The organism is Nostoc paludosum FACHB-159 (genome assembly GCF_014698835.1).
Lineage (GTDB): Bacteria > Cyanobacteriota > Cyanobacteriia > Cyanobacteriales > Nostocaceae > Nostoc > Nostoc paludosum.
This window is the reverse complement of record NZ_JACJTU010000022.1, coordinates 77,899-97,766: the sequence shown is the minus strand read 5'-3', so window position 1 is coordinate 97,766 and position 19,868 is coordinate 77,899. Positions and strand designations below refer to the sequence as shown.

Genomic DNA, 19,868 nt, shown 5'->3' with positions numbered 1-19,868 from the left:
TGGGCATGGGGCAAGCAGGAGGTGTGGGAGGTGTGGGAGGAGAGGGAGGTGTGGGAGGAAAGGGAAGCATAAATTCTCTTTTTCCCCATCTCCCCACACTCCCCTCTCTCCCCTCTCTCCCCACACTCCCCACACTCCCCACACTCCCCACACTCCCCAGTCCCCAGTCTCTCATCTCTATAAATTCGTGGAAAATTCAAACAAATGGCTATTTATGAGCAAATTGGTAAAAGCTATGATTTGACTCGTCGTGCTGACCCTGAGATCGCTAATCGATTAGCTGTTAAACTTCAGATAAAATCAGATTCTTCATATCTAGATGTGGCGTGTGGCACTGGAAATTACACGCTGGCTTTAGCAAAACACGGTGGTATTTGGCATGGAATAGACCAATCAACAAAGATGATTGATGCTGCTATAAATAAGAGTAATTCTGTAACTTGGCAAGTTGGAGAAGTAGAGGCTTTACCTTATACTGATGGCAGTTTTTCTGGTGTGCTATGCACCCTAGCAATACATCATTTTGCTGCACTAATTCCTGCTTGTAGAGAGATTTACCGTGTTTTATTAGCTGGTCGTTTAGTATTATTTACTGCGACACCAGAGCAAATGAGTAAATATTGGTTGGTCGAATATTTTCCAGAGGCTATATATAAATCTGCCGAACAAATGCCAAGTTTAGAAAAGGTGAAATCAGCTTTGGATGAAGCAGGTTTTCAATCAGTAGATATCGAAACTTATTATATTTCTGAGAACTTGCAAGACCTATTTTTATATAGTGGAAAACATCGTCCAGAAATATATTTAGATGAGAATGTGCGTTCTGGAATTTCTACCTTTGCTTTGCTAGCTTCTGCGGAAGAAATCGTAGCCGGATGTGAAAGACTAGCAGTAGATATTCACACAGGACGCATCACTGAGATTATCAAAAAATATGAAAATGATCGAGGAGATTACTTGTTTATAACAGCTGAAAAATATTAATCCTGAATTAATATGACAGAGAAATGGCTTTCTATCGTGGGCATTGGAGAAGATGGGTTACAGGGATTAAGCCCGATCGCTCTTTCGGTCATCGAACAAGCTAAAGTAATTGTGGGAGGCGATCGCCATTTGGCAATGCTGCCTTGTGATGACCAACGTGAGAAAATAGTCTGGGCATCTCCTATCAATACTTCTGTAGAGGAAATCATTAACCGTCGCGGTGAGTCGATTTGCGTACTAGCAAGCGGCGATCCTATGTGTTATGGCATTGGTGTTACCTTAGGGCGGCGAATTCCCATTTCCGAAATTACGATTATCCCCGCACCTTCAACCTTTAGCCTCGCTTGTGCCAGGTTGGGATGGTCTTTAACTGAAGTGGAAACCTTAAGTTTAAATGGCCGTCCGTCGTCCCTGCTGCAATCTTACATTTATCCGAAAGCTAAGCTGTTAATTTTGAGTCAAGGGAAGGACACACCCGCCATTGTTGCCGAAATTTTGACAAATCGCGGCTATGGGGGTAGTAAAATCACCGTATTGGAGCGTATGGGCGGCGCTCATGAAAGAATTGTGGAAGCTACGGCTGCATCTTGGAGTGAAACGGAAATTGCACCGTTAAATGCGATCGCAGTTGATTGTATTGCCGATGCTGGGGTTATCCCTTTACCAAGATTACCAGGATTGCCAGATAACGCCTATCACCATGATGGACAGTTAACCAAGCGTGAAGTTAGGGCAATTACCTTAGCAGCTTTAGCACCGACACCGGGACAATTATTGTGGGATGTGGGGGCGGGTTGCGGTTCCATTTCTATAGAATGGATGCGAACTCATCCGCGGTGCCGGGCGGTGGCGATCGAGCAAAACTCATCTAGACTAAAATATATTGCTGATAATGCCGCTACTCTCGGTACTCCAAATCTGCAAATCATTGAAGGTAAAGCGCCTGCTGCCCTGAAAGACTTACCTACACCAGATGCAATTTTTATTGGTGGCGGAGTGACAGCAACGGGACTTTTTGATGTTTGCTGGGAAGCACTGCGGCCGGGTGGACGTTTGGTGGCAAATGTGGTGACGGTAGAGGGCGAACAAACTTTATTTCAATGGCATCAGCGAGTTGGTGGCGATTTGACTCGTATTGCCATCCAACGGGCGGAACCTATTGGTAAATTTTTGGGCTGGCGAGGAATGGCGGGTGTGACGCAATGGGTAGTTGTAAAGTCTAATTAAGATTAATCATACACAAGCAAGCGTATGAGGCTTTTTGGAGAGTGTAAATGCAGTCATATCAAAGGTTTGGAATAGCTTGTCACGTCTTCACATGAGCTTGTGTTAGAATTTAATTGCTTGCAAAGCAAAAGATTGAACAATAGAGAGAAAACATTATCGCAATCCAAAAGCAACAAATTAACTCGCAAATCAAGTCACCTCAAGTGTTCTTGATCGACCATGAAAATAACAATCGTGGTCTAATCGATACACATGAGGCTCTACAGCTAGCGCAGAGCGTAGAACTTGACTTAGTTGTAGTCTCCGAAGGGAAAGAAGCTCCAGTAGCGAAGATCCTCAACTATGGTAAGTTTCAGTATCAAAAGAAAAAGCGTCAGACACAGAGTGCTAGACCAACGGTAAAAGAAGTCCGGCTGCGTCCCAATGTGGGAGTAGCTGATTACAATTTACGTATCGAGCAAGCCGTTGGTTGGTTGAGTAAAGGCGATTCAGTAAAGTTTGTTATTCGTTTACGAGGTCGCGAAAATCAATATCGCGAACAGGCTGGAGAAATGCTAGAGCGAATTGTAAATGCTCTGAGCGAAGTAGGTAAAGTTCACACCCTTGATAAACGCTCGTTGGTAGCTCAAGTCGTTCCAGCCTAAATTAATTTTCTAAATATCTTAAATTCTGTGGTGCGCCGAAGCCGAAAGCTGAAGCGCACCACAGCTTTTTGGGGAGATGTGATGCTTTATGAAGGCAAATAAACTTTATTTCAATGGCATCAACGAGTCGGTGGTGATTTGACTCGTATTGCCATTGAGTGGGTGCAACCTATTGGTAAATTTTTGGGCTGGCGAGGAATGGCAGGTGTGACGCAATTGTCTGACGATTAGCTTCTGAATTTTTTATTGTTAAAATTTTGCTCTTTGAGCTGTCACCTTCAAGCCGTAGACAGAATTGTTGACAAGATCGTTGCCATAGGGTGTGAGACTGGAAAAATTTCCATTCTCGGACATCTGGCGTTCTGTGCAATTGTCCTTCCACCAACTCCAGGCAAACCAGCCAATTTCCTGCTCTTTTAAAATCTGCAAAAATGCTTGATAAGTAAAACCATTTTCGGGTGCATGGTTTTGATCGCTACCATCAAGGTCATAATAACCATATTGAGTTTTTCCCTCAATTTCTTCATCTTGCTTGTTGGCAATTTCACCAAAAACAATTGGTAAATTGGCATTGATAGCAGTTTCTAGATGCGGTATTCCATTATAACCAGCCCAATAAGCGTGACCGCTAAATAGAAGATTGTGGTCAGGATCGTGAGCAATTAATTCTTTACCAATTTTCGCAAAAACTTCAATAGATTGACCACAATCGGGCGCATCAATCATAATCGGTAAATGTAAATGCTGGCGGATTTTTGTAATAGCAGTTTTGTAGACATTGTTGAAAGTATTTAATGCACTAGTAGAATTGTTTGTCCAATGATAGAAACCCAATTCGTTAGCTAAATTGACTATCAGATACTTTTGATGTTTTTTAAGTACATTCAGGACAGGTTCAGAAGTCCACCAGGGAATTAGCTGGGTATTTAACAGCTTGACATCAGGGTTACAGGTGAGATCCCACAAACCCAGTACCGGAATGATCTGACTAGCCTTGCATCTGGTGAGAAAATTATCCAAGTCTGCAATTTCATAAGCAGGGCGATCGCGTTGACCATAATCCTTGTACCATTGAATTCTGACAGCGTTAGCTCCAGTTTTTTCGAGTTCCGCTAGCTTATCAGTTTGAGGAAAATCCCAGTCATCCAGCAGGGGTAGGTTAATTCCTCGCAGAATAACTTTGTTGCCAAGGGAGTCATACAAATATCTACCCTTAGTATATAAGGTAGTGTTGCGATCGCTTTTTTTGGGATTAGAGGGTCTAGCTGTTGCTGCAAAGGACAGCGATAAATTGGCAAGAGAACCAATTCCAGCCCAAGCTAAAAATTCACGACGATCCATAGCATCTTTTTGTCTTTATTTACAAATATGTTTATCGTTCTCACTCAGGTGAGAATTGTTTTTCAGATAATCATCCAACCAATTGCAGCCCCTAGCAATTAGCTGCTCAAAATCTAAAGTTTCTGCATTCCAAAGTTCAACAAGTCCATCATCACTGACAGAGGCAATTTTTTTGCCATCAGGACTGAAGCTAATATTCCAAAAAGCATAACCATGTCCATAAATGGTTTTCAGTTCTTGACCATCTGTTACCTGCCAAAGTCGGATTGTGCCGTCAGCACTAGCAGAGGCAAGAATTTTGCCATCTGGACTAAAGCTAAGTTTCCTGACTTCGGCATTATGACTATGACTTTTGAAGGATTTAATTTCTTGCCCGTCTAAATTCCAGAGTTTGATGGTTTTATCCTGGCTGGCAGAAGCAATTGTTTGACCATCGGGGCTAAAACGAACGTTTGTGACGTAACTGTTATGTGCTTTGAAAGTTTTGAGGTTTTGTCCTTGCAAGTTCCACAGTTTGATTGTCCCATCATTATGAGCAGAAATAATTGTCTGACCATTGGGGCTGAAACTAGCACTGAAAACTTTACCCGCATCTGCTTTTAAGGTTCTGAATTCTTGACCATTGATATTCCATAGTTTGACTGTCCCATCATAACTAGCGCTCACGAGAGTTTGACCATCTGGACTAAAGTTTACATCGATAATTTCTTTCTTATGCCCTTTGAATGTTCTAATATTTTGCCCATTTAAATTCCATAGTTTGATTGTTTTGTCGTCATTAGCAGTAGCAATTATCTGCCCATTCGGACTAAAATTAAGGCTCCAAATTCGATTCCATTCACTATCGCTATCTGCCTTGATAGATGCAATTTCTTCACCATTAATACTCCACAATTTAATAGTCTTATCATCTCCGGCTGAAGCAATAATTTTATTATCTGGACTAAAACTCACACTCCAAAGAGAATCATGATGTCCAATGAAAGTTTTGGGTTCTAAATCGCTAATATTCCATAGTTTAACTGTGTTATCAGCACTAGCTAGGGCAATAATTTTACTATCAGGACTAAAAGTGGCGTTAAAAACAGAATCGTTATGACCTTTGAGGGTTTTGAGTTCTTGTCCATTAACACTCCACAATTTAACTGTTTTATCAGCACTGGTGGAAGCAATGATTTTACCATCTGGGCTAAAACTCACACTAATCACGTAATTGTCATGTTTGCCAAGGGTTCTGATTTCTTTTCCCTCTAAGTTCCACAGTTTAACAGTGGTGTCTGCTCCCGCAGTTGCGATCGCTTTACCATCTGGGCTAAAACTCACACCAAAAATAGATTGTTCGCTGGCTTGAAAGGTTTTGAGTTCTCGTCCATCAATACTCCAAATTTTGACGAATCCCCCTTTATCAGCCGTGACAATAGTTTTACTATCAGGACTGCAACTGATACTCCAAACAGAATAGTTATGCCCTTTGAGAGTTTTGATTTCCTGTCCCTTAATGTTCCAAAGTTTGACAGTATTATCTTGACTAGGAGCAGCAATTACTTTACCATCAGGGGTGAAACAAATACTGCTCATAAATTCCTCTTGCTCTTGTCCCTTTAAGGTGATGATTTCCTGTCCATCTATACCCCAAATTTTGACAGTATTATTTGCACTAATGGCAGCAATCATCTTACTATCTGGGCTGAAAATCACACTTGTAAAAATCTGATTGGGGGTAATGAATTTTTTGATTTCTCTGCCACCAATACTCCAAAGTCTGACTGTGTTATCTTCACTAGCAGTAACAATATTTTGACCATTTGGACTAAAATTCACACTTCTGACGGCATCATTGTGTCCTTCTAAACGATTTTGTTCTCTGACTTGATAAAATGCACGTTGTAATGCTAATCTTACTGCTTCTTTAGTGTTAGCATCTGGCGAAGTTACTAATTTCAAATCAATGGCTGCTTTTAATGCTGCGACTAAAGCATCAAGTTCTTGATTAGAGTTTAATAAAGCAGTGGAAGAGATACTCAAGGATTTGATTCTTTCCAGTTGTATATCTTTGATCGTCATATTTGCCCAAATTGCGGCTACTATTGCTGTAATCAGGGCGATCGCTAATACTCCCCCGCCAACCTCAATCCGTCGTTTAGCTTTTTGATTAGCTAAAATTAAAACATCATTTGCTTCTGCTAAAATCCTTGATGCTTCTGCTTCTACTTGTAATTTTTTCTGAACATCTCGCTTTTCTAATTCCTGACTAGCATCTAGAAATTTTCGATCTAAATTACTTAAACCTTTATCTGCTGCCCAATTGCGGGCATCTTGTAAAGTTTGCCCCCGCAACAAACGCGACTCATCTTTAAAGTTAGAATTTACCCAAGCATTTAAAGTTTGAGAGTATGGGCGAATATTTGTCAATACTTTGTCCAGCCATGCTTGATTAAATATCTCTGCATAGATGCAATTATAAATTCGCAATTTTCCCTGTTGCTTGACAATTAACCCCGTCAGACATAGTTGTGTTTGTTCGGGACTATCATCTGCGGGGATTTCTCCCTGGTGTAATATTTGCTGATATAGTCCTAACAATCGCCCAGTTTGATTTTCGGCATTTTGCAAAAGGCGATCGCGGATTGTTCGCAAATGTTCTGGTTCATCCTGTGCTTCCCAATTTTGGATAATTTGCGTTTGTACTAATTCCTCTACACATTGCTTTTCCTGATGTTCTAGGAATGAATAATTAGAAATACAAATTAATTGACAAAGCTTTTGAGTTAAAAATGGCTGTCCACCAGTCCACTTTAATACCTCTTCTATTATCACTTTTGGTCTAGCAACTATTCCCTCTAAACCTCTAATTAAAGATTCAACTTCATTTAATCTAAATCCAGTTAATGTAATTGCCCGACCAATATTAAAAGGGGTACGATTTTTATCAGCAATTAAATTAGAGGGAGTAGCTACTCCTAACAAACAAAAAGTGAGGCGTTTATATTCAGGATTATCTGAACTTTGGTTATAACAAGCACGGATGAAAGCAAAAAAATCATCTTTAAAACTGATTTTCAAAATACTATCAATTTCATCAACAAAAATAACAATATTACCTGGAAATTCTGTTAACAGTACATCATCGATCAATTCACTCAATCTTTGTTTAGGTGATAAAAATTCCTGCGATCGCCACCACGTCCCAAAATTCACTTTTCTGGATAAACCAAACCCCCGCAATAGCTCAGAAACAAAGCCACCATACCATTCGGAAGGTGTGACATGGCTGCCAATTCTTGTCAAGTCAACCGATGCACATTGTATACCTTGCTCTCTCAGTTGTTTCATAATATGGACTCGCAAGCTAGACTTACCCATCTGCCGCGAATTTAAAACATAACATAAGTCGCCATTTCTTAAGCCTTCATAAAGGTCATAATCAGCTTGACGCACCACATAAGTTGGGTGTTGATATTCTAGGCTACCTCCGAGTTTGTAGTAGTTTGAATTTGTCATAGAGTGGGAGTATTAAGGCAATAGAGTAACTTTTTGGCTTTGGGATGTTAATTCATCCTTGCTGGAAATTATGCTCTGTAATTTTGCGGTTGTCTATCCATAAAATATCAGGAGTTCCACAAAGAACGTAAACAGTAAGCCCAATTAGCCTGAAACCCTTAACAGTAAAGAGTTTCCTGGTTTTATCTGACCAGAGAATGCAGTTAAATTTATAGCTGTTAGGGGTTGAAACTAAGATTAGTCTGGCTTATACCTGACTTTTTATGACGTTTACTTATTTTTGAGTTGAAAATTTCTCAGTTTAAATACTGATTTTTTATGTATAGACAGCAATTGAAGGAAAACACATAATCTCAATTAAGCAATTTCAAGGAGAGATTATGCTGAAACGCAATTGGCTTTATATTTCGGGTTTAACTATATCTACGGTTTTGATTGGATCTGCACTGATTAATTCTCAGAACAAAGCTCAGGCTAGCCTGACCGTACTAGATAAATTGAGTTATTGCAGTGCTAGTTCAGGTCAGGGTGATTGGATTAGTTGGGGACACCAAACAGCAGTAGACGCTTGTGGAATTGTAAATCAGAAGTTTGCATCGTGGGGACAACGCATAGTTGCTCGTGAGTATGGTCGTTATTACGTCAATGAAATAAATATTGTGGAAGTATCTTGTTTGAAATCCCAACCCTTCTCCGTAGGTGGACGTGGAACAGAAGCTTTTAATAAGGGTGTGGAAATAGTACGTCTTCGTGGTCAAGAAGGAAGATGCATTTACAGAGTGACTAATGTACGTTGAGACCACATTATAGTTCTTGTCAGCTTTTAACGATCGATAACAAGATTAGGTTGCATTGACTGTATCAGTTCACGCTAGGAGAAACCGCTATGAAACCCCAAGCTTTGTTTAATGTTGCTTTATCTTTGACAGCTTTGAGTTTGCCTTTTTGCCAGAGTGCTATGGCTGGTGAAGTCAACCTTTGCCCCGCCGATAGACCATGTTTTAATGAAGCCTATCAATCCGGTGATAGAGTTATTTTCCGATTTACTGGTGTCACAGGTTGGGATTTTTATAATGTCCGCTATCCGGTAAGAGGTGGAGAAAAACAAGTAGAGAATCGTTCCGGCTCCTTTACTTTTAAAAATGTTCAACCAAATAGTGTTTATACAATCTCAGTCCAAGGTTGCAACTCACACACATTTGCACGCTCAACTTGCTCTCCCTGGAGCGAAAATTCCGTTACTACTAGATAAGCACAAATTGTATTAGTTCACGTAAGGAGAAAACACCATGAAACGCCAAGCTTTTTTCAATGTTGCTTTATCTTTATCTTTGTTAGGTTTAACTACGCTTTCTGCTACTGCTAACGAGCCTGTTATTAATAAGATTCAATCTACTAGCGAGCAAAATTCTTTCAATCTGATGGGTGATTGGTCTGGAAGCTCAGACTGTCCAATCACAATCTATGAAGACAATGGTGAAGGTGTTAATGGCAATTGTGACAATGGCTCTTACAGTCATGTTTTTCGTGGACGTTACTCTAATGGAAATAAAATTAGTCTAATGGTTACACGGAAAGACCCAAATAATTGCGAAACTTCTGTTAGTGCTTTAATCCAAGTTATTGACAGCAACCATGTGAAGTATTCACAGGAAGGTTGGAATGGTTGCGGTGTAAGAACTCGACCTGTTGTTAACCAAGATTGGTTCAGAATGAATGCTCAGAACTAGCGAGAGCGAAAAATTTCGGGTTGCCTGTTTACTCATAATCAAGTTTCCAAAATATCCGCTTCAGACTACTAAGTAACAAATAAAGAGTCAAAACAGAGGTTACCAAAATGAGAAGTAATTTCATGATGACTGTAATGCAGCGATCGCTTTTTACTCTATCCTGCGGCATTGCTTTATCCTTTGCCGTTCCCGGTTCTGCCTCTGCTGGCCAGGTTACTGGATGGTGGGGCGGTGATTGGAATTGCAATAGTGTAAATACAGCAAGGTTGGATTTACGCCTAGAATTCTTGTTCAAATCAGCAAATTCAAGGAGATATTATGCTCAGACGTACTTTACTTGGTGTTTCGATACTAACTCTATCTGCTACTTTAATTGGTTCTACCTTCATTAACTATCATGATAAAGCTCAAGCTCAATTAGAACCAGAAAAACGAACATTTTCTGACTGGGGTTCAGTCAAACTTATTAGTGCAGGCTGGATAGAAGACACTATGGCAGTATACCATAGCGATCCGAACGTTAATCCTGATGGATGCCCAACCACTGATGGTGGTTATGCGACAAACCCAAAAGATCCCGGTCACAGTCTATTTCACACAACTATCTTGAACGCATTTATAAATCAGAAGGAAGTTCAATTACTCATTTCGGGCTGTGTTTATGGCAAGCCACGGATTATTGGAGTTAATATTCGCTGATTAGCAAGATCAAGAACGAAAAGTTTCGCAGGAGACCCATAATGAAAGAACCATTTTTTTACAAAGGTTCGGACTCAATCAATTGGTCTTTTTGCAACCAGAAGATCCAGGTCCCCTTTAACTGCAAGTGCGTAAGTTCTGAAGGTTTTACAGTAGGTTGCGACTGGTAAATATGCCGAAGGTATTCAACAGGAGAAAGTATTATGTATGATGAGTTTTCCCGCCGCCAACTTTTGAAGGCAGGTGTTGGTTTCATTGGTGCAGCAGCAGGTACAGTTGTGTTTAGTGATTTCGCTACTGTTTTAGCTGAATCCAGTGGAGTACAGGATAGGTGGCGCTTCTGTCGGAAGTGTCAAGCGATGTTTTTCAACGGTTATGATAATAAAGGGGCTTGTGCTGCGGGTGGTGTCCATGAACCAGCAGGGTATGAGTTTGTTCTTCCCTATGGTGGTCCAGAAACACCAAATGCACAACGCGATTGGCGCTTCTGTGGTAAGTGCCAAGCAATGTTTTTCAATAGAGAAGCCGTTAAAGGAGCTTGCCCTGCGGGTGGTACTCATAAAGCAGCCGGATTTAATTTTGTTCTCCCACACGATGTCCCGCCAACACCAACATCACAGGAGGAATGGCGCTTCTGTCATAAGTGTCGAGTAATATTTTTCAACGGCTTTGATAATACAGGAACTTGTGCTGCGGGTGGTACTCATGAAGGAGCAGGGTATAACTTCGTCCTCCCACACTACCCATAAAGCAGCAGGGGTATAATTTTGTCCTCCCATGCAGACTCTAAATTTTGGCTAAAATGTTGGATTTTTAAACTTGGGAAGTAAGGGTAGGTTGAGAAGATGTTTGAAAAGTCCTCTTCTCCGTATCAAATATTTTTTTACCCCACCCTAACCCTCCCCTTAGAAAAGCTACAGTGTACACACAAGTCGGAAAAACCCTATCTATAAAAGATTTGAGTTTGGTAGGGTGCGTTATGGACAGCAGTCCTAACGCACCGTAAATCTTTGGGGGTGCGTTACGCTGGCGCAATAACACACCCTACAACTGTCTTGATTGTCAAGCGATCGCTGCTTCCATATCAAAAATGCAGTTGCATTGCTGGAAATTATGTTTAAAAGGAAAAGATTATGCTTCATGAATTTTACCGACACCAACTTTTGAAGGCAGGAGTTGGTTTCATTGGTGGTGCAGCAGCAAGTACAGTTTTGTTAAATAATTGCCCTAGTGTTTTAGCTCAATCTCCCAGCCTGCACATTCGTAACAATATAACTTTCCGACGACGAGTAGCACGTGGAGGATGGTTTAACCTAGCATTATTTGCTGGCCTATTGATTGGTATTTCGAGTCCTGCAAAGGGTGAAATAACTAATTTAAGACAAGGAGAATTATATATCAAACCAGGAGAATTATATTATGGATTACCTAATGGTATTAAAACATATTCATCCTATTTATGGAGTAATCGTTCTTGTTTTATAGAATTCGATGGCTTGGAAAGGCAGATGTGTCAAGTTGCTCGTGAAGGTAAATCTTGCTTTATAGCTATGGAATCAGGATTGCCACAACAACTTTGTGAAGCCTATAGAGAGGGTAAATCTTGTTTTATAGCAATCAACTCAGAAAAAGATAGAAGCTGGTGCGAGCACTTTAAAGAAGGAAAATCCTGTTTTATGGCATTAAATGGTAAAGAAAGGGAATTGTGCGAAGAGGGACTAATACCATTAAAGCATTTTATTTGGTTAAGTTAATTAGATACAGGAATCATATTTGATTTCTGAACAAGACTGCGAGAGTGGTTCGGGAGTAAGAAGTTATTTATACTGACGCACCCTACTACCCCATAAATTTGAGATCCTGTATTTTTTGGTGTTCCTTTATCGTTTTTGTCTATATTTCTATAGCGATCGCCTGTTGGGAAAAGCTGGCGATCGCAGTCTCAATGTTGGTGAAGGTAAGGACGCACTATTTGGTCGTAACTTTACCAATTTAAAGTTAGAATCAATAAAAATAAATTATCTTGAACAAACATGAGTATTAACGTTAGAAGTGCAAACTAGCCGATAAATAGTTGCTAAAATTCAGCCTAAATGAAGATTATCGTCCCTAATTCTTCAAGTGTTCCCGAAAATATTGTTGATATAACTGACAGCGTGGGGCTAATCGATCGCCTACTCTCTTAACCAATCCCATACTATATAACTGATATGCTGGAATGGTTGCTATATCAACTGGTTCTGTTGCTGTAACTACTTGTATAAATGCCTCAGCTAAATAAGGATTGATTTTAAAAATATTCAAAAATCGGCGGAAATATTCTTCATAAATTCCGGCATTTGTGTGAGCAGTTTCTAATAACTTTTCTAGTGTTATATCCCCAAGTCTGAGGCGATAGAGTGCCAATCTAATTAAATATGGATGTCCTCCAATTAGAGACATTAATTGCTGTACTTGTGTTTGATTATAATTAAGTTGATGATTATGGGCTAAAACTTCTATTTGTAATTGGGTAAATTCGGTTAATTCAACCACTAAGCCAACATTAAATGGTGATTGATTGATATCTAACGATCCATAATTTTCAGTGGAATGTACTACAATTAATCGTAAATTTTCCCAAATTTCTACAGTTTTAGCTTCTTCATGCCAAGTACGTAACATGGCAAAAAAACCTTGAGAAATTTCAGGATATTGCAAAACTCTATCTACTTCATCTAATGCTAAAACTAAATTGTTATTGATTTGGTATAAAATATTATCTTCAAAATATGTAGTGCAGTTAACAATGCTACCTCTATACTCATCCCAGGATTCATTTAACAAAGCAGGTAATCTTAATCTGTGGCTAACATAAGCACAAAACCACCGCAAAAATTTATCCAAATTACTAAAAAATGTTGTTTCTGCTTGCGACAAATTTAGACGTACTGTATGGTAGCCTTGCTGATTCGAGTGAGCGATAATTCTCTCAAGCAGAGATGTTTTACCCATTTGATTAGGGGCTTTAATCCGAATCAAAGAACCAGGGTGGAGGATTGTTTCATAACAACGTTCTTCTATTGGGGTGCGCTGGATATAAAATAGAGAATTTGGTGGCACTGAACCTTCTGGGTATTCTGGCACAAATTCATTTTTGACAGTAACGCAACTATCTTGATTTACTTCTGTTGGCCGAATATTCTTATCCCTAAGATATGAACGTTCAACTGCTGCACGAAAATTAGTTTTATTAACCTCTTCGCCTAATGCTTCTGCAAGTAACTTCCACAATTTGGAACCTACATCTTGCCGGAGATATGTGGCTGCATAACCTTCATTATTGGCAATTTCATCATAGCTTAGTCCTTGCCATGAACCTTTAAGAATAATTCTTTCCACATCTTTCAGGTATCGATTTTTTTTCTTGAAGACAACTGCATCTAAAATTTCTAACCCTTCTTCCCAGTTCATTCTTCATCCTGAATAGATATGTAAGATTCCTATTTGAGTTTTAAAAAACGACCTACTTTTGAAGACGGGCAAAATCAAAAATACTTTTCAAACATGCATTTTCAAGTAAATCTGCGATCGCGATTTCTGATTTATGCTGGTTTAAGATTGTTTTTTCTTGCTTTCTCTTACACTTGTAGACACGAGTGCATTTTCTCATAATGTTTTTCAAAAATCAAATAGGTGTGAACAAAAAATAAGAAACTTGAAGTTGTATTAGAACCCAGTAACGAAAATCGCTATAGTATTTATGTTCTTTCACTTCCTGGTTGTATCAGTGAAGAGGAAACTGTCGAAGAAGCAGTAGAACTTTACCTAGAACCATTGGAAGATAAAGTTACTTTCCATCCTCCAATATTAATGTAGATTCAGCAGTGCGCCCAAATTCTTCTGGTGCATATTGCAGGTGAACTTGGGCACCAGGCCAAGAAAATGTCCCAGGCGTCACAGAACGGACTAAGTAATGCAGGCTATAAACTCCTGGTTCCAGGTGGTCGGCGTAGGCGATAATGCGATCGCGATATATATTCCTAAACCCAAGTTCCCAACTATCGGCTTTTGCTTGTAATGCAGCCGTAGCAGTTTGAAAACTCGCATCTACCGCCTCAAAACCTGCTGGTAGTGGGTCTTTTATTACTATATGGTCTACGGAGCGATCGCAGATAATTTCTAAACCAATATCAAACACTTGTCCGGCAGCTAAAGTCAAGGGTTTATCGAAAGCATAAAGCCCTGTTTTTTGTAAAGCTTTCTCTTCATTTACTTGACTAATTTCTCGCGTTATGCGTAGTCCATTAAATCTACCTGGTTGATTTCCTTGCAAGCGATAATTATAAGCAACCAGATAATGTAAACTGCCATTACCTGATTTTTGTAGCGTTAAATCGTGGCGTCCACGAGGTAATTGATTCATTGGCGTACTTAGCTGTAAGCTAGGATTTTTGTAGCCTTCAAAGCGATTTTCTCCTAACTTTTTCCCAGCTAATTTTACTGTGGCAACAAAATTCGGTGGCGTGGGTTGTAGTTGGCTATATTCTACCAAAGCTGTTAATGCTTGGGCATTATTATAATCAGTTTGCCATGTACCATCCCGCCGCAATGCCAGAAGACTTTGGAATAATTTATCTATTACTTCGGGTTTACTTTGTTTGGCAATAAATAAACGTAAAGCTTCCGCCTGCGTCGCGGTTGATGAACTCATCCATCCCCAACTAGTTGGCAAACTTACAACTGCTGTACGGCCAGTTTCATAGATATTTTGTTGCAGCTTGTTGACTAATTGTTGAGATTCGTCTTGCCATTCTGGGAATTGAGATAAATATCGCGCTAGTCGAATTTGAGTGACTAAATCAAAATTATTGCGCTGTTCGTAAATATCTCCCAGGAACGTATTGCGCTTTTCGCCTAATTCTGACAAAGCAATTAAAGCCTTTAGTTGCAGTTGTCTCTTACATAGTTGCTGTTTGCAAAAATCGTATTCTCCAGGGTTGGCTAAAACTTTTTGTAAATAACTTTTCAGGCGAGATAACATTCCAGCATCAACTAAATTTGGAAATGCCTGATTTGCTTTTACCAGAGATTCAGCAGCATAAGAAGAAATCCAAGGATCAGATTTTTCTTGTCCTGGGAAAGCAGCAAAACCACCATCGGCAATTTGCAGTTTTTGTAATTGTTCGATTGCTTGATTTGCTTGTTGGCTAGGATTAAATTCTGCAAATGTTTGACCATATTTTTGGGCAATAGTTTGTAGATTAGCTGCAATTATTAACTGACTTGCTGCCGGTTCTGCAAAAGGTAAATCATTATCTGCTAAAACCTGCTTTGCTGGTGCTTTAATTTCGGGAATCAAAGTACTCGCTAATTGAATATCTAAACCTCCCGCATCAGGGAAGGTATTTTTATCAACATTTAGGGGAATTTTTACTTGTTTTGTAGTGACGCCAGTTTCTACAACTTGTTCTGTAATTTCAATTGGCTTAACTTCCAAAGGTACTTCAAAAGCATCAGCGGCGGTATTATTTAGCTGAGTGGTAAAGCGAACTTTACCGACTCCCACACTATCCGCCAACATGGGAAAGCGATAAGCTTGAGTTGCAGATTCAGCTTTGGTTTGTAAAGCAGTACTTGTGGGGTTTTTCTCGGCAAATTTAACTGTACCGCCAACTTCGCCATTAATTGAGAGGTTTCCAGTGTTTCCGGTGTTGTTGGTGACGGATAAGCCAGCGAGAATGCGATCGCCTGGACGGGCAAACTGTGGCAAGATGGCATTAGTTAATAATGGTTTGGTGCTGATAAACGTCGCATCGCCATTACCAAAACGCAGATTTCCATCAGTCGCCACAGCCATCACCCGCCATGTCGTTAAGTCATCCGGTAATTTAAAGGTTATCTGTGCGTTACCATTAGCATCGGTGAGAACAGAACCGTTGTAGTAAGCTAAAGCTTGAAAATCGGTGCGAGTGCGAGTATTTGCTGCACCAGTTGAGAAACCGCCGCCATAACCCCAACCTTTTGGTTTCGCTACATCTTGTGGTTGTAAAATCACATCTGGTCGATTATCACTAAAACGGGTAGAAATCGGCTGTTCTGCATAAACTGTATCAACCAAATTCGGCGGACGATAGCCAGAAAGTTGTAACACCGCCTCATTCACCACCATGACTGTAAACTGTCCTTTGGTGGGGTTACCTTGGTTGTCTTTTAATTCTAGTTGTACTGTTTCTTCTGTACCAGGTTCTAAAGATGCTTGTAATGGCTTAACTTGCAGTTTTAAATACTTATCTTCCAAGTTAACTTTAAAAGGTGTAAAACCAATTTTCACCAAATTATCTAAACTTCCGGCTTCCACTTGGTTAATTGGTTTACCTTGCCTTACTAATACAGCTTCCACAGCTGCATTAGGTAACATTTCTGGCGTCACTTGAAACTGAATTTGTGGTGCGCCTCCTTGAACTTTAATTATTTGCTGATAAAGGGGTTTATCTTTAATGACAGCAAAGTATAATTCTGCGTCTGGATAGGGAGATTGAATTAATGCGGTAGCAGTTTCACCAGGTTTGAATTCTTTTTGATCTAGCTTAACTTCTAAAACATCTTTTTCTCTTGAACCCCAAAATACTGGATTTTCTCCAGTTGCCCAAATTTGTAAATCTGTGGCGCTTAATTCGTCTTTATTGTCGCTAAAATTAGCTCTAATACGATACGAACCAGATTCGGGAGGTGTTAAAGTTACAGATTGGGGATTACTATTAGATATAATTTCTGCTTGTTGGACTGTTTTATATTCAACTTGATTTTTTGGTGTCCGGCTACCTTCAACTAATTGTGTGACACTGCTATATTTTATTTGTTGTAATTCCAGCCGCACCCGTTGACCTGTTATTGGTTTTCCTGTAGGGTCAGTTACAATCGCTTCAATGGGTAAAGCCTTACCAGCATCAGCAATAAAATTACTTTTTAACCCAATCAGACGATTACTTGGTAAGGCTGTAAAAGTTTGAGAATTAGCTACAGATAAATTAGAAACATCTGCAACTTGTACATCAACTTGGTAAGTCATGGGATATGGTAAATCCTTAGCCACGGTTACCGTTTGACTACTTTTACCATTAGCATCTAATTGGGCATTAGTTTGCAATACATCACTAGTTACAGTAGGAGATTCTTCCGGCCAAAACCATTGTCTACCAAAACTAAATTCTTCCCAACCTTTGGGAAGAAAATTAGCTTGTTGGCGAGTGATAAAGTATTTTGCTTCTCCACCTTCTACGGGTGCACCAAATAAATATTTACTGGTTGCGTTAATATCGACTTTCTCATCAATTAGAGCAAATTCTTTATCTAAATTGAGTTCGACTTTAAAATTCGGTGGTTTAAACTCAGCTACTCGAAATTCCCCAGAAATTTCTTGTCCATTCTTCCCTTTCGCCTGGATTGTATAATAGCCCAAGCGTTGACTTTTTTGGATAGGCAACTCTAAAGAAAACGTACCAAACTCATTTGTAGTTTGCGTTCCTAAGTTAGTCTTTTGTCCATCGGGGTTGAGGAGAGTTAACTGATAAACAGCATTTTTATCTTGTTGAATTGCACCATTTTGTAAATAATCAGCAAAACCCGTCAACCAAGCTTTTTCGCCTGGTTGATATAACTGCCTATCTGAAAAAATTACTCCACGAGATTCTGGTTTATTATCTTGCCAACCTGCATCAATACCATAGCCATAAACGCCGCTATATTCTTCGGTTCTGGCAAATGCCCAATCTTGATTTTCACGGGCAATTACTAATACTTGCGGTGATTTCACATAACTTTTATTATCAGAATTACATCTTTGTACTTCTTCCCGATTAACTCTAAAAGTGCCGTTTTCATCAGTTGTACCTGTGGCACAAGGTACGGGTTCAGGACGCGATTTTGCTTGTAATTGTGATTGATAAATTTCAATATTAGCTGCTTTGACTGGTGAACCATCATCAAGATGATTAACACGAATTAAGCCTGACTCTGGAAACCATTGAGTAAATACGCCCAAATTCGTCAATTCAACCATGCCATAAGTCGTAGGTTCCCGCCACAATTCTTTACCATTCTCCTGATATTTATTCGTGCGGGCTTGTACTCCATAAGCTAACATTCCCGTAGCAGCATTTATTTTTTCTCGCAGAGGAACGTTAATATCAAGTAATTGATTTTTCTTACCTGATACTTTGAAACTTTGCCACTCTGATGCTTGTGGTAAGAAATCATTACTATAGTTAAAATAAACTAAATCTGTGGGTTTAACTACTTGGTAAGCTGCTTTGTATTTCGATTCTGGCAGATTTACTGTACTAATATTTAACTGTAAATCTTTGCCTGTGGGGAAAATATTTAAATCTGATGGTGCCCATATATCCCCAGCTAAATCTCCAGTATCATATTTAATTGTGACGGGTTTACCTAAAGTCTGTCCAAATTTATCTTTGAGGTTGCTGTTAATAGTAATTGTATAGGTTTTTGCTGGTTCTAGTGCGTAAGGATTGATACCAACAATTCTATCTTCATCGTTAACTTGTAAAAGTCTAGTAATATCTTTTGGTGCTGGATTAATACTAATATTTTCTTTTGCAGAATCTGGTAATAATACGTTATTAAATTCTAACTGAGGACTGCCTTTAATAAATCGTCCATAAGTTCCACCGGCATCTGGCTGTCCGTAATAGTTAATTTGCTTAAATGCTAAAGGTGAATAAGTTGCTAATTTACTAGCAAATTCTTTTTCTGTCGATAAGTTACCATAAGCAGGAAGTATTCCGGGAGAAAATAGTAAGCGATAACGGGTTGCTTTTTCGAGATTTTGTTGTGGGGTGAGGTTGTAAATCCAATTGCGTGCAGAAGGGTCAAATTTTTCTAAAGGTTCTTCGTCTTCTGATGGTTTTTCTTCTTTGTTTAATTCGACTTTGAAGTGTACACCTTGATTTTTCCCTTCAGGAATTAGTTGTAAATGTTCTTGTACGGAATTCAAGTCTAATTCTACGTTGGAAGTGAATTGTAATTTTTGTTGTAAGTCTATTGGTTCGGCATCAGCTTTTTCGATGGGGTTAACGCCAGGTAAATTAGTTAAGTTGATGGATTCGGTGTTGAATGTCCAAGCTAAATCTTTGTCTAGGCGATGATTTTTTAAATCGGCTAAACCTGCTTTTAAGGTAACTTGTAATCGGGTGGCTTTTGGTAGTGCTTTTTGGGGTTGAAATCCTACCATGCGTGGTGTTAAAAAGCGAAATTCTCCAGGTAAAGGGGGCCAAAGGGCAAATTTTTGTAATAGTTTTTGTTGTTCTGGACTATCAAGATTTTCAACTGGAATTAAGGCTTCTTTGAAGCGGATGCGGATTTGATTGAGGGGTTTGGCTTCTCCGATGGGACTTATTTGTTCAATCCAGTCTGGTAGTTTGGGGGGGGTGAGGGGGGAGACTGTTGGGAGTTGTTCTTTGGTTGAGGTGATATTGAGAAAGTTACAGGATGATATTCCTAGTAAAAGTGTGAGGAGAAGAAGATATCGGATTAAAGTTTTGATAAGCATTTTTTTAGGAGTTTAAAATAATCACGCAAAGGCGCAAAGACGCAAAGAAGAGTTAAAGGAGAGTTTATTTATATTGATAACTAATTCAGTATGGTTGTTCCAAGAGATGAGTACAATTCTTAACTATTAAGAAGTATTGAAGGTTTGGGAATATTAATTTATATTTGCTAAGTAATTAGAAGTTGATTATTA

General features: G+C 39.3%; 16 protein-coding genes. 11 read left to right on the top strand and 5 right to left on the bottom strand.

The annotated features are described in order from the left end of the window. Window positions 1-5 precede the first annotated feature (5 nt). The 4 genes from H6H03_RS21975 to infC all read left to right on the top strand — a co-directional run bounded on the left by H6H03_RS21975 (window position 6) and on the right by infC (window position 2,855). Complete coding sequence (locus H6H03_RS21975) at window positions 6-218, top strand: hypothetical protein (protein ID WP_190957192.1); 213 nt, start codon at window positions 6-8, stop codon at window positions 216-218. Continuing rightward, window positions 205-984, top strand: a complete 780-nt coding sequence (locus H6H03_RS21970) for a class I SAM-dependent methyltransferase (protein ID WP_190957191.1) — start codon at window positions 205-207, stop codon at window positions 982-984. Before H6H03_RS21975 ends, H6H03_RS21970 begins: the two co-directional genes overlap by 14 nt. A gap of 12 nt (window positions 985-996) precedes the next feature. Next, entirely contained in the window at window positions 997-2,211 is a 1,215-nt protein-coding gene (gene cbiE, locus H6H03_RS21965) for a precorrin-6y C5,15-methyltransferase (decarboxylating) subunit CbiE (protein ID WP_190957190.1), read from the top strand. Window positions 2,212-2,363: 152 nt separating this feature from the next. Beyond that, the gene (infC, locus tag H6H03_RS21960) at window positions 2,364-2,855 is read left to right on the top strand and encodes a translation initiation factor IF-3 (protein WP_190957231.1); all 492 of its coding nucleotides are present in this window, start codon (window positions 2,364-2,366) and stop codon (window positions 2,853-2,855) included. A 249-nt stretch (window positions 2,856-3,104) separates the two neighbouring features. On the opposite strand, the gene H6H03_RS21955 is transcribed toward infC, so the two are convergent. Next, entirely contained in the window at window positions 3,105-4,196 is a 1,092-nt protein-coding gene (locus tag H6H03_RS21955) for a cellulase family glycosylhydrolase (protein ID WP_190957189.1), read from the bottom strand. 15 nt (window positions 4,197-4,211) lie between these two features. Further along, complete coding sequence (locus H6H03_RS21950; RefSeq protein ID WP_190957188.1) at window positions 4,212-7,697, bottom strand: WD40 domain-containing protein; 3,486 nt, start codon at window positions 7,695-7,697, stop codon at window positions 4,212-4,214. Window positions 7,698-8,077: 380 nt separating this feature from the next. On the opposite strand from H6H03_RS21950, the gene H6H03_RS21945 reads away from it, so the two are divergent. The 3 genes from H6H03_RS21945 (at window position 8,078) to H6H03_RS21935 (ending at window position 9,427) form a co-directional block, all read left to right on the top strand. Next, complete coding sequence (locus H6H03_RS21945) at window positions 8,078-8,494, top strand: hypothetical protein (RefSeq protein WP_190957187.1); 417 nt, start codon at window positions 8,078-8,080, stop codon at window positions 8,492-8,494. Window positions 8,495-8,583: 89 nt separating this feature from the next. Then, window positions 8,584-8,949 (top strand): hypothetical protein, encoded by a 366-nt coding sequence (locus tag H6H03_RS21940; RefSeq protein WP_190957186.1) that lies wholly within the window; start codon window positions 8,584-8,586, stop codon window positions 8,947-8,949. Between the two features lie 37 nt (window positions 8,950-8,986). Continuing rightward, window positions 8,987-9,427 carry a hypothetical protein gene (locus H6H03_RS21935; RefSeq protein WP_190957185.1) on the top strand — a complete coding sequence of 147 codons (441 nt, stop codon included), beginning with the start codon at window positions 8,987-8,989 and terminating at the stop codon, window positions 9,425-9,427. Between the two features lie 28 nt (window positions 9,428-9,455). On the opposite strand, the gene H6H03_RS21930 is transcribed toward H6H03_RS21935, so the two are convergent. Further along, window positions 9,456-9,722 (bottom strand): hypothetical protein, encoded by a 267-nt coding sequence (locus H6H03_RS21930; protein ID WP_190957184.1) that lies wholly within the window; start codon window positions 9,720-9,722, stop codon window positions 9,456-9,458. Between the two features lie 23 nt (window positions 9,723-9,745). On the opposite strand from H6H03_RS21930, the gene H6H03_RS21925 reads away from it, so the two are divergent. The 4 genes from H6H03_RS21925 to H6H03_RS21910 all read left to right on the top strand — a co-directional run bounded on the left by H6H03_RS21925 (window position 9,746) and on the right by H6H03_RS21910 (window position 12,163). Further along, complete coding sequence (locus H6H03_RS21925; protein ID WP_190957183.1) at window positions 9,746-10,126, top strand: hypothetical protein; 381 nt, start codon at window positions 9,746-9,748, stop codon at window positions 10,124-10,126. Window positions 10,127-10,329: 203 nt separating this feature from the next. After that, window positions 10,330-10,875: a hypothetical protein gene (locus H6H03_RS21920; RefSeq protein ID WP_190957182.1), complete on the top strand. Its 546-nt coding sequence runs from the start codon at window positions 10,330-10,332 to the stop codon at window positions 10,873-10,875. Window positions 10,876-11,259: 384 nt separating this feature from the next. Continuing rightward, window positions 11,260-11,880: a hypothetical protein gene (locus tag H6H03_RS21915; RefSeq protein WP_190957181.1), complete on the top strand. Its 621-nt coding sequence runs from the start codon at window positions 11,260-11,262 to the stop codon at window positions 11,878-11,880. Between the two features lie 115 nt (window positions 11,881-11,995). After that, window positions 11,996-12,163, top strand: a complete 168-nt coding sequence (locus tag H6H03_RS21910; protein ID WP_190957180.1) for a hypothetical protein — start codon at window positions 11,996-11,998, stop codon at window positions 12,161-12,163. 72 nt (window positions 12,164-12,235) lie between these two features. On the opposite strand, the gene H6H03_RS21905 is transcribed toward H6H03_RS21910, so the two are convergent. Together H6H03_RS21905 and H6H03_RS21900 are read right to left on the bottom strand one after the other, a co-directional pair. Continuing rightward, complete coding sequence (locus H6H03_RS21905) at window positions 12,236-13,579, bottom strand: AAA-like domain-containing protein (protein WP_190957179.1); 1,344 nt, start codon at window positions 13,577-13,579, stop codon at window positions 12,236-12,238. Between the two features lie 376 nt (window positions 13,580-13,955). Further along, window positions 13,956-19,676 carry an alpha-2-macroglobulin family protein gene (locus H6H03_RS21900; protein ID WP_190957178.1) on the bottom strand — a complete coding sequence of 1,907 codons (5,721 nt, stop codon included), beginning with the start codon at window positions 19,674-19,676 and terminating at the stop codon, window positions 13,956-13,958. Between the last annotated feature and the right edge of the window lie 192 nt (window positions 19,677-19,868).

Bases quoted from the DNA above. Each gene is read 5' to 3' on its own strand.
- H6H03_RS21975 (WP_190957192.1), top strand. From the start codon at position 6: ATGGGGCAAGCAGGAGGTGTGGGAGGTGTGGGAGGAGAGGGAGGTGTG.
- H6H03_RS21970 (WP_190957191.1), top strand. From the start codon at position 205: ATGGCTATTTATGAGCAAATTGGTAAAAGCTATGATTTGACTCGTCGT.
- cbiE (WP_190957190.1), top strand. From the start codon at position 997: ATGACAGAGAAATGGCTTTCTATCGTGGGCATTGGAGAAGATGGGTTA.
- H6H03_RS21955 (WP_190957189.1), bottom strand. From the start codon at position 4,196: ATGGATCGTCGTGAATTTTTAGCTTGGGCTGGAATTGGTTCTCTTGCC.
- H6H03_RS21950 (WP_190957188.1), bottom strand. From the start codon at position 7,697: ATGACAAATTCAAACTACTACAAACTCGGAGGTAGCCTAGAATATCAA.
- H6H03_RS21945 (WP_190957187.1), top strand. From the start codon at position 8,078: ATGCTGAAACGCAATTGGCTTTATATTTCGGGTTTAACTATATCTACG.
- H6H03_RS21940 (WP_190957186.1), top strand. From the start codon at position 8,584: ATGAAACCCCAAGCTTTGTTTAATGTTGCTTTATCTTTGACAGCTTTG.
- H6H03_RS21935 (WP_190957185.1), top strand. From the start codon at position 8,987: ATGAAACGCCAAGCTTTTTTCAATGTTGCTTTATCTTTATCTTTGTTA.
- H6H03_RS21925 (WP_190957183.1), top strand. From the start codon at position 9,746: ATGCTCAGACGTACTTTACTTGGTGTTTCGATACTAACTCTATCTGCT.
- H6H03_RS21920 (WP_190957182.1), top strand. From the start codon at position 10,330: ATGTATGATGAGTTTTCCCGCCGCCAACTTTTGAAGGCAGGTGTTGGT.
- H6H03_RS21915 (WP_190957181.1), top strand. From the start codon at position 11,260: ATGCTTCATGAATTTTACCGACACCAACTTTTGAAGGCAGGAGTTGGT.
- H6H03_RS21905 (WP_190957179.1), bottom strand. From the start codon at position 13,579: ATGAACTGGGAAGAAGGGTTAGAAATTTTAGATGCAGTTGTCTTCAAG.
- H6H03_RS21900 (WP_190957178.1), bottom strand. From the start codon at position 19,676: ATGCTTATCAAAACTTTAATCCGATATCTTCTTCTCCTCACACTTTTA.